The 16,410-nt window shown below is 45.0% G+C and carries 16 protein-coding genes and 1 tRNA gene; 7 read left to right on the forward strand and 10 right to left on the reverse strand.

Annotation, left to right across the window (positions count from 1 at the left end; translation table 11 throughout):
* Positions 1 to 87 precede the first annotated feature (87 nt).
* Both ACYP03_RS13195 and ACYP03_RS13200 read left to right on the forward strand, forming a co-directional pair.
* Positions 88 to 2,913, forward strand: a complete 2,826-nt coding sequence (locus tag ACYP03_RS13195; RefSeq protein ID WP_459780305.1) for an Hsp70 family protein — start codon at positions 88 to 90, stop codon at positions 2,911 to 2,913.
* Positions 2,914 to 3,024: 111 nt separating this feature from the next.
* On the forward strand, positions 3,025 to 3,234 hold the full coding sequence (locus ACYP03_RS13200; protein ID WP_248140138.1) for a helix-turn-helix domain-containing protein: 210 nt from the start codon (positions 3,025 to 3,027) through the stop codon (positions 3,232 to 3,234).
* A gap of 74 nt (positions 3,235 to 3,308) precedes the next feature.
* Here ACYP03_RS13200 and ACYP03_RS13205 read toward each other — a convergent pair whose 3' ends face one another.
* Positions 3,309 to 3,617, reverse strand: coding sequence for a hypothetical protein (locus tag ACYP03_RS13205; protein ID WP_036752808.1), 309 nt, complete (start codon positions 3,615 to 3,617; stop codon positions 3,309 to 3,311).
* A gap of 552 nt (positions 3,618 to 4,169) precedes the next feature.
* Here ACYP03_RS13205 and ACYP03_RS13210 point away from each other — a divergent pair.
* Both ACYP03_RS13210 and ACYP03_RS13215 read left to right on the forward strand, forming a co-directional pair.
* A tRNA-Pro gene (locus ACYP03_RS13210) sits at positions 4,170 to 4,246 on the forward strand.
* Between the two features lie 772 nt (positions 4,247 to 5,018).
* The gene (locus ACYP03_RS13215) at positions 5,019 to 6,500 is read left to right on the forward strand and encodes an alanine/glycine:cation symporter family protein (RefSeq protein ID WP_248140136.1); all 1,482 of its coding nucleotides are present in this window, start codon (positions 5,019 to 5,021) and stop codon (positions 6,498 to 6,500) included.
* Between the two features lie 226 nt (positions 6,501 to 6,726).
* Here the strand turns inward: ACYP03_RS13215 and ACYP03_RS13220 are convergent, their stop codons facing one another.
* Together ACYP03_RS13220 and ACYP03_RS13225 are read right to left on the reverse strand one after the other, a co-directional pair.
* Positions 6,727 to 7,986 (reverse strand): Y-family DNA polymerase, encoded by a 1,260-nt coding sequence (locus tag ACYP03_RS13220; RefSeq protein ID WP_459780307.1) that lies wholly within the window; start codon positions 7,984 to 7,986, stop codon positions 6,727 to 6,729.
* Position 7,987: 1 nt separating this feature from the next.
* Positions 7,988 to 8,395 carry a S24 family peptidase gene (locus ACYP03_RS13225; RefSeq protein ID WP_459780308.1) on the reverse strand — a complete coding sequence of 136 codons (408 nt, stop codon included), beginning with the start codon at positions 8,393 to 8,395 and terminating at the stop codon, positions 7,988 to 7,990.
* A gap of 104 nt (positions 8,396 to 8,499) precedes the next feature.
* Here ACYP03_RS13225 and ACYP03_RS13230 point away from each other — a divergent pair, with 104 nt between their 5' ends.
* Positions 8,500 to 9,054, forward strand: a complete 555-nt coding sequence (locus tag ACYP03_RS13230) for an SOS response-associated peptidase (protein WP_459780309.1) — start codon at positions 8,500 to 8,502, stop codon at positions 9,052 to 9,054.
* An 82-nt stretch (positions 9,055 to 9,136) separates the two neighbouring features.
* On the opposite strand, the gene ACYP03_RS13235 is transcribed toward ACYP03_RS13230, so the two are convergent.
* The 3 genes from ACYP03_RS13235 to ACYP03_RS13245 all read right to left on the reverse strand — a co-directional run bounded on the left by ACYP03_RS13235 (position 9,137) and on the right by ACYP03_RS13245 (position 10,748).
* The gene (locus ACYP03_RS13235; RefSeq protein WP_459780310.1) at positions 9,137 to 9,613 is read right to left on the reverse strand and encodes a protein-tyrosine phosphatase family protein; all 477 of its coding nucleotides are present in this window, start codon (positions 9,611 to 9,613) and stop codon (positions 9,137 to 9,139) included.
* 156 nt (positions 9,614 to 9,769) lie between these two features.
* Positions 9,770 to 10,171 (reverse strand): putative signal transducing protein, encoded by a 402-nt coding sequence (locus tag ACYP03_RS13240; protein WP_459780312.1) that lies wholly within the window; start codon positions 10,169 to 10,171, stop codon positions 9,770 to 9,772.
* Positions 10,172 to 10,361: 190 nt separating this feature from the next.
* Positions 10,362 to 10,748, reverse strand: coding sequence for a hypothetical protein (locus ACYP03_RS13245; RefSeq protein WP_459780313.1), 387 nt, complete (start codon positions 10,746 to 10,748; stop codon positions 10,362 to 10,364).
* Positions 10,749 to 11,276: 528 nt separating this feature from the next.
* Between ACYP03_RS13245 and ACYP03_RS13250 the strand changes: the two genes are divergently transcribed.
* Positions 11,277 to 11,426 (forward strand): hypothetical protein, encoded by a 150-nt coding sequence (locus tag ACYP03_RS13250; RefSeq protein ID WP_248140375.1) that lies wholly within the window; start codon positions 11,277 to 11,279, stop codon positions 11,424 to 11,426.
* Entirely contained in the window at positions 11,419 to 13,230 is a 1,812-nt protein-coding gene (locus ACYP03_RS13255) for an ATP-binding protein (RefSeq protein ID WP_459780315.1), read from the forward strand. The genes ACYP03_RS13250 and ACYP03_RS13255 overlap by 8 nt, the downstream gene beginning before the upstream one ends.
* Before the next feature lie 324 nt (positions 13,231 to 13,554).
* Here ACYP03_RS13255 and ACYP03_RS13260 read toward each other — a convergent pair whose 3' ends face one another.
* From ACYP03_RS13260 to ACYP03_RS13275, 4 genes are all read right to left on the reverse strand, one after another.
* Complete coding sequence (locus ACYP03_RS13260) at positions 13,555 to 13,860, reverse strand: hypothetical protein (RefSeq protein ID WP_459780317.1); 306 nt, start codon at positions 13,858 to 13,860, stop codon at positions 13,555 to 13,557.
* A gap of 843 nt (positions 13,861 to 14,703) precedes the next feature.
* A complete protein-coding gene (locus tag ACYP03_RS13265) occupies positions 14,704 to 15,354 on the reverse strand; it encodes an ArsR/SmtB family transcription factor (protein ID WP_459780319.1) in 651 nt (216 codons plus the stop codon).
* Between the two features lie 59 nt (positions 15,355 to 15,413).
* Positions 15,414 to 15,797: an amino acid-binding protein gene (locus tag ACYP03_RS13270; protein WP_330959448.1), complete on the reverse strand. Its 384-nt coding sequence runs from the start codon at positions 15,795 to 15,797 to the stop codon at positions 15,414 to 15,416.
* Between the two features lie 15 nt (positions 15,798 to 15,812).
* Positions 15,813 to 16,115, reverse strand: a complete 303-nt coding sequence (locus ACYP03_RS13275) for an antibiotic biosynthesis monooxygenase family protein (RefSeq protein ID WP_248140380.1) — start codon at positions 16,113 to 16,115, stop codon at positions 15,813 to 15,815.
* Positions 16,116 to 16,410 lie beyond the last annotated feature (295 nt).

Consider the following 16,410-nt stretch of genomic DNA (forward strand, 5'->3'; position numbering starts at 1 on the left):
ATTTTTTGCGCCGTTATTTTACCCGGCCCCAGCACAACACAATCACCACGCTTGCGGGCAATCGGGTTGAAATGCTCGGAGTCATACATGTCTTCTCCCCGTTATTTAGTCGGTATTGATTTAGGCACCACCCACACCGTGGTTGCCTACTGCCCTATCACCGCCTCGTTACAAAATGAAACTGTAAAAATTTTCGACATTGACCAGCTGATCGCGCCGGGCGAAGTGGCACGTAAACCGCTGTTACCTTCGTTTCGCTATCACCCAACACCGGGAGAAATCCCTGCTGAACAGTGTGTGCTGCCCTGGGAAGTTCAGCCTGTCGCTGGTGATTTTCCTGAAGCAATCATTGGTGAATATGCCCGTGAACTCGGTGCCAAGGTTGAAGGCCGGCAAGTCACCAGTGCGAAAAGCTGGTTATCTCATACCGGTGTGGACCGGAATCAGCCTATCCTTCCCTGGGCTGCGGCAAAAGGCGTGAAAAAAATTTCTCCGGTGATTGCCAGCGCCAGCTATCTCAACCATGTCAGACAAACCTGGGACTATCATTATCCGGATGCAAAACTGGCACAGCAGGATGTTGTCATTACAATTCCGGCATCTTTTGATGAAGGTGCCAGGGCACTGACCGTTGAGGCAGCGAAACTGGCAGGCCTGCACAATTTCGTATTACTCGAGGAACCTCAGGCTGTATGTTATGACTGGTATGCACGACATCACACAGAAGCTGAGTCTTTGCTGAAAGACATTCCTCTGCTGATGGTCTGCGACGTGGGCGGCGGAACAACTGACCTCAGCCTGATCCAGGTCAGCTCTCAAAATGAGCGGCTACAGCTGGATCGTATTGGTGTCGGCGATCACCTGATGCTGGGCGGCGACAATCTGGATCTGGCTTTGGCTCATCTTGCTGAAAGCAACCTAAATGGTGATGGCAAACGCCTCAATGCAGCAGCGCTGTCAAAACTGATTCAACAGGCACGTCGGGCCAAAGAACAACTGCTCGCTGAACATGCACCCGAACAGGCCACAATCACTTTACTTGGCAGCGGTTCCAAACTGATTGGCGGCAGCCGTTCTGTTCCGGTCAACCAGGAGCAGGTCCGAGACATTGCCCTGAATGGCTTTTTCCCAATTTCAGCTGCTAATGAATATCCGAGTCAACGACAAAGTGCCATGGTCGAATTTGGCCTGCCCTATGCCTCAGACCCTGCGGTTTCGAAACATCTGGCGAAATTTATCAGCGACCATGACATGGTTTGCCGCGAAGCACTCAAGCGGGCTGGTACAGAACCTGAAAAAAACCTTGCTGCCGTTCCACCAGCGATTTTGCTTAACGGCGGAGTGTTCAACAGTCACATTCTGACCAACCGGATGGTGGATATTTTTACGCACTGGCGAAGTGACGGCGTCACTCTCCTGGATAACCCTCACCCTGATCTGGCTGTCGCATATGGCGCCGTGGCCTACGGAAAAGCCCGGCATGGCGCACAGCTCAAAATTGGTGGGGGTTCAGCACGTTCATTCTTCCTGGAGTTAGACAATGAGTCTCCGCCTTCAGGCATCTGCCTGTTACCCCGCGGAACAGATGAAGGTCAGGAGATTCTGCTGTCAGACAGAAAATTTGCACTGACACTGGGAGAACCAGTCCGCTTTCATTTATTTGCGACAAACGAAGATGCCCCGATTCAGGCCGGCGAAATGATGACACTGGATCACCCGCACATGGTGCCTCTGCCGCCTTTCATTGCCACCCTTGACAGCGATACAGACAGAGAATCCTTAGCCGCCAATCAAAAAGACAGAGTCAGCGTATCCCTTGCCTGTCAATTAACTGAAGTCGGTACGCTGCAACTTGAATGCATTGATACAGAAAATCCGGCAAAACGATGGCAAGTCGAGTTTTCAGTCCGGAAAGCGCCTGCCGGAAATCCGGAGCGCCAAGAGACAGATACCCCCCCCATAGATAGCGCAGCACTGCAACATGCAACGGAAGCGATTCAAAAAGCCTATGGCGGAAGTAAGAAACATGCTGATGACAAGCCAGTCAAAACTCTGCGAAATGATCTGGAAAAATACTTAGGCAAACGCGAAGCCTGGGAAATGTCACAACTCAGATCCCTGGCTGATACATTCCTTGAAAGTAAAAAGCGTCGCCGCCGTTCTGTCGCTCACGAACGCAATTGGCTGAAAATAACCGGGTATACATTACGTCCCGGGTTTGGCGACCCGGTCGACAACTGGCGTATCAGCCAGATTTGGCCGCTTTATCAGCAAAACCTGCAATTTCACCAGTCTGTACAAAGCTGGAATGAATGGTGGATCTTCTGGCGGCGTGTTGCTGGCGGGCTGAATCAACATCAGCAGGAAACGATTTATAAGGACATTGCCAAATATATCAATCCAAGCGCAACCCGACAGCCCAAACTAAATAAAGAAATACAGGAACGCGGCTATGAACAAATGGTTCGGTTGGCCGCTTCTCTTGAAAACATTACATTTGAGAAAAAATTACAGCTCATTGAATGGTTGTTTTCTCGATTACAGAAACCACAATATGCTCAGGCGCATTGGTGGGCAATCGGACGTATTGCCAGCCGTTTCCCATTATATGGCAGTCGGCATAATCTGCTCAGCGGGCAGCATATTGCCTATTGTTTGCCTGAATTACTTGATCATGACTGGCGAGAATCACCTGATATTGCTCTTGCGGCAGTGATGATGACACGTAAAACTGGCGACCGGACTTTGGATATTGATGAAGAACTTCGGCAGCAAGTGATCGATAAACTTCAAACCAGTAAAGTACCGGAAAGCTGGGTCAATATGGTTTCTGAAGTCAAAGTCCTGTCTCAGGAAGAAAATCAACGCGTATATGGCGATTCACTGCCTCGTGGCCTTATGCTATTAGAGTAAAAATTCGCTTATTAAGCTTACGTTAGGGTATGGCTGTTATTATACCGGGCATCAAATCTGCCTGGACAGTCATACCCAGCAGGCCTAAAAAGGAATAACAAGCGAGTAGTTATGGCTATCACACGAGAACAATATAAAGTAATTGCTGATCGCATTTTCAAGTCCCAAAACCAACGCACTGCTGTTGAAGCTGTCGTCTTCGAAGGCTTATCTAGTTACGAAGCAGAGAAGCGTTTTGGTGTGCCCAAGGGAACCCTATCACGCAATGTTCGTAAATATAAAAACGAAGTCGACTACATCATCACAGTCAACCAAGCATAATAAAAAAAGGAGAGTTTTCACTCTCCTTTTTTTATTTCAATTTTCTGTGCAACCTGCCTGAAAGTTCAGTCAGATTATTCCTCAACAACAGAAGAATCCATCAATTCTTCCGGATGAACGCCATCTTTTTCCATCATTGCCAGAATCTCAGTCATTCTTACCTGACGAGCTTCTTCTTTAAATTCATTCAGAACAGCAATTAAATCATTTATTTTTTGTAACGGAATGCGCTTAATGACAGCACGCTGTCTGCCCGGGACTTCATCCGCAAAATCAATCAGAGCCTGGCGATAGTCAGCTCTCGACTCTTGCAGCTTTTTACCGCTCTCTACATTCTTTAGCATCGCACTCAGTGCTTTTTCTGCATCCGAAAAGTTTGTCATGAATTACCTCTAAACACGATTTTCTGCAAACAGCACTTTCTTGTCATTGCTTCACACCTTCATGACAACCTTTGTGCTATTTGAAATAGAATAAACATTAATAAAGATTTAACCACGATCCCATGAGGGATCATGAGAACAGTATTCAGCCACTTAACTAACGTTCTGACTCCGCTGACGCCAGTGTGATAAGTTTGGTCTACACACCTAATAATTATAGAAAACTCTGTCGAGGATGAAAGAGTAGCCAGCGAGTTAATAAATAATAACCCCAGACTTTGTTCTTGTGAACATAATTTTTGTCAGCTTGACATTTCTATGACCAAACCATGTGAGAGACCATCATATTTTTCGGTCATAATGCATCTTTACCCGGGTTCCTTCATTTCTGAAAAAATGACGGAAATGTTCTCATCAAACATGCGAGCAAGAGCTTAGCCCGTACCGTTTGATGAAAATATCACCTATTTCTCAGCAATTTAGCTTTACTCTCCCCTTTAAGGGTTGCTAATATAGCCCCCGTTGAGTTAACTTAACAACAAAGCCTTTTGGCGGACATTAGCGCAGTTTGGTAGCGCACTACTCTGGGGGAGTAGGGGTCGCTGGTTCGAATCCAGTATGTCCGACCAAAGGGCTTTTTTTATTTTCAGATATTCTCTTACTAAATTTGCAATCCCTCGTATTTTTTCCAGAACGTATTTTAGCAAATGCTACTAAAGACTATGATATGCCTTTAACGAAGGAGCATAATATGGAATCAGTACCATATTGCACAGCATGCGGACAGGATGAAGAGTTCATCATTATTGATGAACACAGATATATCTGTATCTGCGGATACCAGTTCAGTTGCTTCTATCTCTTACCTTCAAAAACAATTGCATGTGATGCCCCCTCCCCGCTGCCATCTTTTGAATTCCATATTCACTAAAACACATAATAAAAAGACCGCTTTTCACCTGGCATACTTTACAGCCATCAAATGAACTTTGACGCATTCGAATCCTTTGCCCACCTCAAAAACCGATTAAAAAACCACCAAAACAGGTTAATATCAGTTTGAAATTCTGTTAACAAGAAATGAATTACAAGTTTTCAAAGTGTACCGTCAATTCATGACAATTAAATGTTAAGACATTGAAATAAATTGAATTTAGTACGTTTTCGTTGTAAATATTATGATATTAACAAACGACAACTCAGTGAAAACGTGATCCAGATCCCGAGCCATTTTCAGAATTTTATGCTAACTTCTGCGGCGCAAACTAAGTCACTAAATCAATATATGGGGATTCCTTTCGCCATGTTGCTTACTGCAACCAGGCAATGGATTGCGCCCATCACTTGGGACACAACTTGTTGTCCTGCATCTTAGTCAGTACGACATCACAGGATCATTCTATGAATGCAACGATTAACAATTGGATCGCCTCTCTCAATGAGACATTAATGTCCATTATTGGCGACATCAATGGACTGCTTTGGGGCCACCTTCTTGTATACCTCCTAGTTGCAGTAGGTATCTACTTTACTTTTCGCCTCGGCTTTATCCAAATCCGCCAGTTCCGTCATGCCATTGGCGTATTGAAAAAAGGCAAAGACTCAGACGCTGGCATCAGCTCTTATCAGGTGTTCTGCACTTCAATGGCAGCACGTGTTGGTACAGGTAACATGGCTGGTGTGGCTGTCGCACTGACCATTGGTGGCCCTGGTGCTATTTTCTGGATGTGGGCAATGGCACTGTTTGGTATGGCAACAGCCTTTGTTGAATCCACACTTGCTCAGGTTTATAAAGTCAAAGACGTTGACGGCCAGTATCGTGGCGGTCCGGCATATTACATGGAACAAGGTCTTGGCCAGCGCTGGATGGGCAGCCTGTTCTCCGTCTGTCTGATTATCGCTTTTGGTCTGGTCTTTAACGCTGTACAGGCCAACACCATTACCGATGCGCTATACCATTCGTTCGAAATTGATCGCAGCTGGATGGGTATCGCGATTGTGCTTTGCTCTGCCCTGTTCATTATGGGTGGTTTAAAATCCGTGGCTCAGGCTTCATCACGCATTGTACCTGTCATGGCTGTCGGTTATCTGGCTATCGCATTGCTGATTGTTGCGATGAATATTTCTGAACTACCAGCAGTCGTCATGCTGATTGTGAAAAGCGCATTCGGATGGCAGGAAGCTGCGGCAGGTGGTGTGGCTTACACCATTGCACAGGCAATGCAAAGTGGTATTGCCCGTGGTCTGTTCTCCAATGAAGCCGGTATGGGTTCTGCTGCGAACGTAGCGGCAAGCGCAACACCAAATCCAAACCACCCTGCGTCACAAGGCTTTGTTCAGATGCTGGGAGTGTTTGCAGATACCATTATTATCTGTACCGCATCTGCGGCAATGATCATGCTTTCCGGTGTGATGGATCAACCCGATGCAGCGACCGGTATCGGCCTGCTGCAACAGGCTCTGACCAACGAGCTGGGCGGCTGGACCACTTACTTCATGGCTGCTGCAATTGTACTGTTCTGCTTCAGTTCAATCATTGCAAACTACAGCTATGCTGAAACCAACATCATGTTCCTGAATGGAAACAGCAAGAAAGGCCTGCTGGTTTTCCGCCTGATTGTTCTGGCGATGGTGATGTTTGGTTCTGTTGCCTCTCTGCCGGTCGTCTGGAATATGGCAGATGCCTCAATGGGGATGATGGCACTGATCAACATCATTGCACTGGTTCTGTTGTCGAATCTGGCCATTAAGGTGATTAAAGACTACGAAGCTCAGGTGAAAAAAGGTCAGGTACCAACATTTGACCGCACGAAGTTCCCGGAGCTAAACAAGCTGGACGGTGCATGGCATCCACAGCCAGAGACAGCTGAAGAGTCTAAATAAACCATCAAGCTTCTGAAGCGAATCAAATCTCAAGCCAGCATTCATTCAATGCTGGCTTTTTTGTTTAATCTCTCTCGGACAGACTTTGCCTTATGAAAAATAAAACAAACGGTATCACTGACACACGGAGAACAGATTGAATCAGAAATTTCCGATCTAATCTCAGCTAAGTTTCATTTTGCAGCGCACTATTTTCCCGAAACAAAAGCGATATTAAACATTGAATTCACCCACACCTCACCTTCGGTACATCCATCCAACGCGTGGTGTACTGAGGAGACAACAGTGCCCGCCGCATCGCCCACTTTTGTTCGATACCCTGTGCAGCCAGAAACATAGAATGGCTCCCGTACTTCTGGTTGATACAGTCAAACACCTTCATCAATGCAGAATTTGGCGGTGATTCATAAAACAAGTCGCCTTGGGCATACTTTGCGCTGGTCATCGCAATAAATCCGACTCCCACCTTGTAATAACGGACACCTTCGACAAATAACGCATCAACCAGACCAGAGACCGCTTTGGTAATCACCGTTGTATCGTCAGTCGGATAAGCAAAACGGTGAACCTGCTTAAACCCCACTGGCCTCTCGTCATAAGGAGAATTCGATGCGAACACCATCATCACCTGCACCAGCGAACCCTGCCGCCTGAGTTTGGCCGCTGCGATATCTGCATGCTTACACAGCGCCTGCCCCAATGACGTTGGATCTGTAATGCGTTCACCGACACTTCGGGTGGAGAAGATCTGCTTCTTATCGGCCCTCGCTTCATCCCAGAATTTACATCGCTCCCCGTTCAGCTCTCTTATAGTCCTTTCAATTTCAACGTTGAATTCTTTCCGGGCAATCCTCGGCTTCATCCTTGAAAGCTGCAACGCTGTCTCAACTCCCATGAACTGAAGGCCTTTCGCAATGCGGGAACCAATCCCCCAGACATCAGACGTTTTCATTTGTGACAGGATAAGCGCGCGCTGCTTTGCTTCGTGAATGACACACACGCCCTGATAACCCGATAACTTCTTCGCGGCATGGTTCGCAACTTTCGAGAGCGTCAACGTGGGGCCGATACCAACACAGACTGGCAGCCGGCATTCTTTCCAGACCGTTCTTCGTATCCGCATGGCATGCTCAAACAGATCCGGAATGGCGTGATGACAGCGTTCAAACGACAAAAAGGACTCATCAATGGAGTAGACATGCTGATCCGGTGCAAAACGCCCGATGACTTCCATCATCTTTGCCGACAAGTCTCCGTATAACTCATAGTTGGAGGAACAGGCAATCACGCCCCGCGCCTGACACATAGCCCGCATCTCGAAGTAGGCGCGAAACTTCTCTACACCGGCTTTCTTTGCCTGCCGGTTCGCCGCTACAACACAGCCGTCATTATTGCTCAGCACCACCATTGGATTGCCGCGCCAGTCCGGGCGAAAGACCTGTTCCGCAGAACAATAAAATGAGTTGGCATCCACCAGCGCAAACATCTTAGTCCTCCATCAGCAAACGGCTGGGCCGGTGACAGCGAATCGAACGCACCACCACCCCTTCAACAGAAAACTGATCGACAGAAGAAACCCAAACCGGATGAAACCCCGGCGCAGCAGACAACAGCCGACGTGCTTTCATGTCCAGAAGCTTGCAGACAAACTCACCGTTCAGGTTTGCGACCACCACATCCATGTTCTGCACCTGTACATGGCGATCAACAATGAGAATGTCGCCATCGTAGATACCGACATTTTCCATGCTCCTGCCATAGGCTCTGCCGATAAAAGTGGCGCTGGGATGTTCCACCAGCAATTCATCTAAGCTCAAAGGAAGCTGTCGGTATTCCGCTGCCGGACTTTCAAAGCCGGTAATACCAGCACTTGCTAATAATGGGATGACATTCATATCGGAAATACTGGTTAAATACACAGTATCATTTTGGTCACGGATTTCCGTCTGGCCAATACGGATCGGGTTTTATATTAGGAAAGACGAATGGAAGTTTTACTATGTGTGGCAGGCTGAACATTCTCGCTAACCTGCTGAACAATCAGGTTTCTGATGAGCTTCGCATCCGGTTCGAAGCCGCAGAAAATACCGACCTATGCCCCGCACAAAAAGTGTCCACGGTCATCAAACAACCAGATGGTCTGCAGCAACTGGACATGGTTTGGGGGATTCAGCCCGGCTGGTCGAAAAAATTACTCATTAACGCTCAGGAAGAATCTGCAATGCAAAAGCCCACCTGGCGTCATGCAATGCAAACCCACAGGTGCATCGTGCCCTGTTCCGGCTGGTATGAATGGCGGGATGAAAGTGGCAAAAAGAAACAGAAGTACCTGTTCAGCCACCCGGATAACAAGCCACTGTATATGGCTGGTATCTGGTTTGAATCAGAGACGCCTCATCTGGTCACACTCACGACAGCTGCAGACAAAATGTGTAAACCTTATCACCACAGAATGCCGGTGATTATCGATATCACGGAATGTGATTCCTGGTTGGATACGAGTGATCATTCAAAGTCGGAACTCATGCATTTAAATATAGTTATCAACCAATAATTCAATGAAATGCGGCAGCATGTATATGAGTTGTCAGTTTCAATGTAATAACCAAAACATGCTGTTTATCAGGGAAGTATCATCATGCTTCCCTGATAAACAATTCTGTAAGGACTGTGACTGAAAACTCATCCCAACCAGGTGCAGTAAAAGCGATATTCCGGACGCTTTTAATAGCGAAAATAGCTTCTTGAACCTCGAAACCTTTTGATTGCATCAAATAAGCAGCAAGGGCCAATCCCGTACGATCTTTGCCAGACTTACAATGAACCAGCACCACTCTATCTCCTTGATTTTGATTTATAAAATCAATAATTCGAGGCAAGGCACCCAGACAAAACTCCAGATCACCGGCCTGAACTGGCGCATGACTTGAAAGTGGTATATGTCCATAACAGATACCCAGTTCGCTCAACCTTGAAGTGTGGACCATTTCACCGTTGTTCACGGATAGAATTGCTCTGATATTATTCCGCTTCAGTTCGTCGAGATTCCACATAATTTTGTCGGGACCACATCGACCAGCCACTGACTCATCGATAAAAAATATATCTTCCATGCATTCTCCAATCGCCAAATCACACCGCATTAAAAGGTGCAGGCAATAATGCGTTTTCCGCATTGCACTTTAAACACCAAACACAAAGCAAAATAAAAATACCCCGTGTGCTTACCCCCTCCAATTCAGCTTAAATACCTTGTAACACCCCCAGAATCAAAGCTTTTCACTGAACTCTCCACACTGATTACACTTGTAGCCATGTCTGTAAAAGAACAATGGAAAGCCGAGTATAATAAACACTAAAAATGCCGGACGCTTGCCTTTTGTATGTGCAGATAAGTCAGGGCTTCCACAATTGGGGCAAACATCCTTTGCTTCATCCGTAACAACGCCATTGTCCAATGATTGTGAGAAGTCACTGTTGAGTATTTGTACCGCTTCTTCTGCATGACCCTCCGCCACCATGAGACGAACACCACCGATAGCGTTTGAGTAAAGCCATTGAGTATTCACCGTATGTTCATCAACGATGTAACTTTCTATTCCCGCACTATCCAGACTCGCTTTTGCAATGTGGGCTTCATGAGGAAAAGAAAACCTTGCTACGACAATCACATGTTACTCCTTGTGGTATAGAACCACGTTAGGTACAGGCAAAGCTATCAACAAAACAAACCATTGCACCGCTTTCAACATATATCCTAGTGAATATTGCGGCATCTATTCCCCATTTTCTAAGCTGACATATCAACACCCTCGGTTGCTTATGCGTGTCCACTAAAACGGAGCAAGTCCAGAATCACTCCTAAACTTTGCTATACCAATTTTCATTGTGCTCGATAAATTCTGACTCAACTGCAATATATCCACATTCCAGATCTGAAATTTTTTGTTGATTTATCTCGATAGAACGAATTTCTTTCAAATACTCTAAGAACCCATCTAAGGTAAATGGGGAATATTCATCACCTTGAACTTCAAGTATGACAAAAATCGACTCGTCATACTTCTGAGCTAGTGTAATCAGTTTCTTTTTGACATTATCCCAATCACCATCAAACACTTCATAAGTTTCTAATGGCTGCATATTTAAAGCTGACTCACGTATTTGAGCAATACTCTTAGAGGTCAAGCTTCTGAGTAACTTTACACCTTTAGTTGATATATTTTGATTTGGAATTAAAACTATCAAATCCCCCCCTCACGAAACCAATCCCAGGCCCCAACTGTCTCTGACTACAACGTAAACTATATCCACGATTGACCAACAAGGTGACATTCCGCTGGCAAAAATGTGCCCGTCAGCCACAAATTTATCTAAACGCACCCGCATCCAATGTTTTCCTGATCGTCGCTTTCACATTCTCTGATCGTGGACCATGGTTCAGCTCCCAGACTTTGGGAGATGGAGAAGAACCTGAAGCTCGCTGAGCAGTATGATCATGAAAAATCGAACGTCTTACCTGAAGTGTGACCAATGAAATGATGAACAGAACCAAGATCGGATGAGTTTCAAATGTCCAGATGTTCACATTGAGCCGTGTCAGGCACAGCGCTGTTAGGCGGCTTCGATCGTAAAATCCACTCTGTGATGAACTTGCTCATTCCCCTGTGACATACTTATGACCCCGTGAAAATGTTGACTAGACTTACAGGTAAGAAATTTTTGGACGGTTGTTCTCAAGGCAATCAAAACTCAATTTGAATTCAGAAGTGTAAAATGACAAATGTAGCCAGATATATATGGAGTTTAGTGTTGGTGTGGCTGATTTTTGTTGCTGCATACTTCTATTACTTTGAAGAAACGTATGTGGTTCCAGTTGTTGAGGAGTTCCATGTAGAAGAACAACAAGAGCAAGCTCATGAATAGGAATAAAGTGATGAAATTTCTATCTCTTGAGTGCTTCCTGGCTGTTGCTTTTGCAGCAGCGGTCTCGTTTTTTATCTCGTTCAAAGTCGAACATGACATCTTAGGCAAACTTGAACGCTCGTTTATCGCACACTCTCAAAGCCTCATCCACATGAGGAGTTACGCCCAACTAGCCCAGCCTGGCAGTGAAAATAAACACATTGAAGATTTATTGGCTCAAATACAGGCACTTGACTCCGATTTACAAAACCTTGTGTCGACGACCCTGAACATCGAAGCGCTTTTCCCTGATATTATTTGGCCCAAAGGCCAGATTCAGCCACTCGTCGCTAAATATGAAAATACGGCAAAAGAGCACATGGGCCTGCTCGATGAGCTTTTAAAAGCCAAAAAGCAGCCTTTAGCCCAAGCGTCGATTGAACCGCTTCAGAGAGCAATCCTGACTGAAGACATGGATGAAGCAATCGAGCACATCCACGAAGAGTTAATGAATGAAATCTTCAAGGCAAACAATGCGATGGTCACTTCGCTCTTGCTTGCGACTTGCATTATGTTTTTGGTCGTTGTGCTTTACCTCTATCGTTATATTGATGCTCTGAGAGAGGCACAGATTGCGCTCAAAGAAGCAGTAAAAACCGCTCAGGAAGCAACCGCGGCGAAGTCCATGTTTCTCGCCACCATGAGCCATGAGTTAAGAACACCAATGAACGGTGTCATCGGGATGGCGCAGATCATCGCCTCTGAAATGCAGGATGAATCGCAGAAATCCAACCTGAATATCTTGCTGGAATCGAGTGAACATCTGATGTCCGTTCTCAATGAGATCCTGGACTTCTCTAAATTAGAGCAAAACAAACTGGAGCTGGTCAGAGAGCCATTTCCTGTCATACAGCTGCTGTCACCTGTCGCAAGCAGCTTCTACCCGCTAGCTGCAGAAAAAGGCATCGTGTTGCAGCTTCATACCCAAAATCTTCCTGATGGCACTATCTTAGTGGGCGACAAAGCCAGAATTCGGCAAATTGTATATAACTTAATCGGCAATGCCGTGAAGTTCACCCCACAGGGGCATATTGATATTTCACTCGAATTTAAAGAAAGCGATGAAACACTGACGATTACTGTTACAGACACAGGGATTGGGATACATCCAACCAGGCTGGACAGTATATTTAATTCCTTTGAACAAGCTGACGCGACAATCAACCAAAATTTTGGTGGGACCGGACTGGGTTTATCCATCGTGAAACATCTCTGTATTGCGATGGGTGGCGATGTGTCGGTCAGTAGCGAGGTTGGCGTTGGCAGTACTTTTCAAGCCATTATCAAGACACCAAAGGGAATCACTGACTCAGCCAATCCTAACGCGCAACAGCTTGAAAAATTCAACTTGTCTGAACTTTCTGTCCTTCTGGTTGAAGATAACCGGGTCAATCAGCTGGTAGGGAAACATTTGTGTGAAAAGTTAGGATGCCATGTTTCTGTTGCTGAGAATGGCCGCATGGCTATAGATATGCTGCAAGAGGAATACTATGACGCTATTCTGATGGATAACCGAATGCCCGAAATGAACGGGATAGAAGCAACACGCTTCATCAGACAAAGTTTGAATTACCAGGGGCTTATACTGGCCTGCACCGCAGATGCGACAACGGATACGTCTTCAGAATTCCTGGCTGCAGGAGCCGACAGAGCGATCAGTAAACCTTTGCGGTTAGAGAAGCTGGAAAGCGTATTGACCCATTACTTTCAACAGCACGATACTCGTAAAGATTATCAATCCGTCAGCGTAGAAGATAGAGCATGACACGACAGAACTAAAACCCAAACCGCTTATTTTTTCTGATATTACGAATTCCGTATCTAATTGAATTTTAATCATAAAATTCAGCATCAATTTGTTCACGGGTTACTGCTTTGACTGTGTGGGATGGGTTTTCTATGAGAAAAGACGGATAACGGTTTTACCCTGTGTTGCAGGCTGATTATTCACACAAGCCTGCTGAAGTATGCATGTTGGTGAATTTCCTATTTTAAGTCATCTCGACTCACTCCGAATCAATCTGTTTTTCCCCTAACGCTAAATCTGACCTACCTGAACCGGTAGGCCAGAAAGGGAATGCTGGCTCTTTCAGCAAAGATCACTCATAAGAGTCTCGTATTCTTCCTCGGCCTCATCAATCAGCCGCGTGAGCTCTTTGGCATCCTGACCAGTGAGCTCAACATGCCAACAGAGCTGCTTTGGCCTGTCATGTTTCTGACAAACAAGGACAGTGACTTTCCCTTTTTCTTTAAATAATAAATCCTCAAAATCGCCGTCAAGCTCACGCTTCTCATCTTTGACATCGATATGAAGGGTCCCAGTAGGATTGACTGTAACCTGAGCTTTTGGATGTGTTTTTCCAGCGAGAATATAGGAACATCGTTTGGCAAACATGAGATATCTCCTGGATGTGGGTGGGAGAATTCATATTTAAATTATAGTATTACCCGCCCCCTCCACCAGCGTAAATCAAGGTTGATTGATGTAGCTCAAACTCTGCCAACGTTAGCCCGTTTCAGCGCTCCGTACGCACAGCAGCACATCTGGATTTGCCAGTTTTTCACACACTATGCTTTGAGAACGACGCGTTTCGTTGTCGTGATGCCATCAAACAACGAAGATCCTTCTTGCTTGCTATATACGTCGCTACTGGCAAGTCAAGAGGAAAACAAATCTGGCCTTTCCTTTAGACCTAACCAATCCACTGCTCAGTGTTAGCCTCGGAGAGATCATTGCCATGTGCAGGAGTAATGTTGTGATGCATTTCATTCTTCATCAGAAAAAACGGTTACAGCAAACACAGTCAGGTGCCAATCAAGGTCAACCGGCTCTCACGTCACCTTGCTGATGTAAGAGACAGTAAAGCTCTCACCGTGGAAGGCACCCCATCCTTCCACGAACTGCGATCTTTAGCAGAAAGGACTGATAACAAAATTGGGATTGAGACTCAGCTCCTGCTTGGTCACCACGATCGCCCCATGACAGATAAATAACCGATATCAGCGGAGCTGAGTATGTGGTTGTGAGCAGATAGGCTTTTTCTGATGGTCGACTTAATCATAATTGTCCCGAAGTGAGTTCCAGGGTGGTTCGTAGCGTACGGTCCGTGTTTTACGAACCGAGAAATTTTTGCCCCAAAACATGCTAATAGTGTAGGCTTCAGTTGACTCGAATTTAAAAACCTTCAATTCATACGCTAATGTGTAGCCATCTACAAGGGATATTATTGGCTGACAGTTATTCATCAATGAGGAAATGCCTATGAAGTTCTTTTTTACCTTTACTTGTTATAGCAACTTCGCGATATCCAGGGACTCTTTCAATCCAGTCATTACTTTCAAAAAAACTAAGTAGTGATGCCCCTAAGTGACCACCAACGTGGAACTTTCTTTCGCTCCAATCTAAGCATGGACAACATTTTTTCCTTCTAGTTTTTGCATCTATATTAATACCTAACTGTAAGAGCTTTTCTTGCCCTTGCACAGTAAGCTCTTTGCCCTCACTATCCATCCAGTTATTTCTCACTAGAGAATCATACAATTTAACCGCTATTTCACCGGCCAAATGATCATAACATGTTCTTGCTCTTAGCAGTTCTTTAGGCACTTTGGTACGAGATGGACTACTTACTTGAAAAGTAATTCCCATCATATTTTCTAGTAATGCAGCGACGTTGCTACTATAGAGGCGAAAATATCTATGTCGCCCCTGAGCTAAACATACTACAAGATTAGCTTTCAGTAGACGAGATAGGTGAGCGCTAGTAGTCGATGGTGCAATATCTGCTATCACGCTTAGTTCAGTAGCTGTCCAAGCTTTTCCATCCATTAACGCACATAGGATTTTCATCCTAGAAGCATCCGACATGGCAGCCGCTAAGGCTGCCATGTCGGTTTCCTGACTATAGTCTAATAATTCTATTGAAGAGATACTTTGTTTGCTCAAGTTTAGACTGCCCAATCAACCGTTGCATTTTCGGCCAATGTATAGTTATCAGTTACAAGTATCAACCGATTATCATGATCACTATACTGAACAATAATGTTAACACCTTTATCCGCTAACGCTTTAGCTATCGCACCAAGCTCACCTGGTTGTTCTTGTTTGAGTTTTCGTATAAGTGGAGAAACGACTCCCTTTACTTCAAACCCATTATCAGTAAGAACATCCCTAGCCCTTTCTCCATCTTCAACTAGAAAATGAGCATGGCTATGATTTTCATGAACAAATACGCCCCCGCCTTCTAATCCAATTCCATTCCTTCCAAGGATTTCTCCAAAACGAGATAATTCTCCGGGACTATTTTTTAAAATCACATGTATATCATGCATATTTCTATCTCTATATTATTGAGAACAATATTCTCGAGTTGAGGTTAAAACGTTAATTTTGTAAGCAGAGAAAATAGAAGATTTCCCTTCGTCTTGAGCAAGCCTGTGCTGTACATTTTTCTTCCAATGCTTGATTGCTTCTTCATCTTTCCACCAGGATAGGGATATAAACTTGTCTGGGTTAGTTGTGCTTTGAAAACGTTCGATTGATATAAAGCCATCGATATCACTGAGAAGTGGTTTTAACTGTTCTGCCAACTGGAAATATCGGTCTCTCTTTTCGGCAACCGCCATTGCCTCAAATAATACGGCTATCATTACTTTCCCTATCTATGTCACTTAATTGTTGCTGGTACTATAGCGACTTGGAAAAGAGATGCTTCGTTGATGACCGAAATATGGTTGTCGTATGATTACTGTTCAGGAGAGGAGAGTTTACAAACAACACAGTTTTCCATATCTGTGCTAATTCGTGGTTGACTAAATTAAGTTGTAACTCTAAGAAGTTTTGTCCAATTTCGTTTTACGTGATTACTCAAAGCAACACCCACTTCAAAAATATCTGAAACACAAAAAGTTACAGCGTAACTAAGGTTCACAATGCTTTCCACTT

The sequence above is a fragment of the Photobacterium sp. R1 genome (assembly GCF_054600795.1).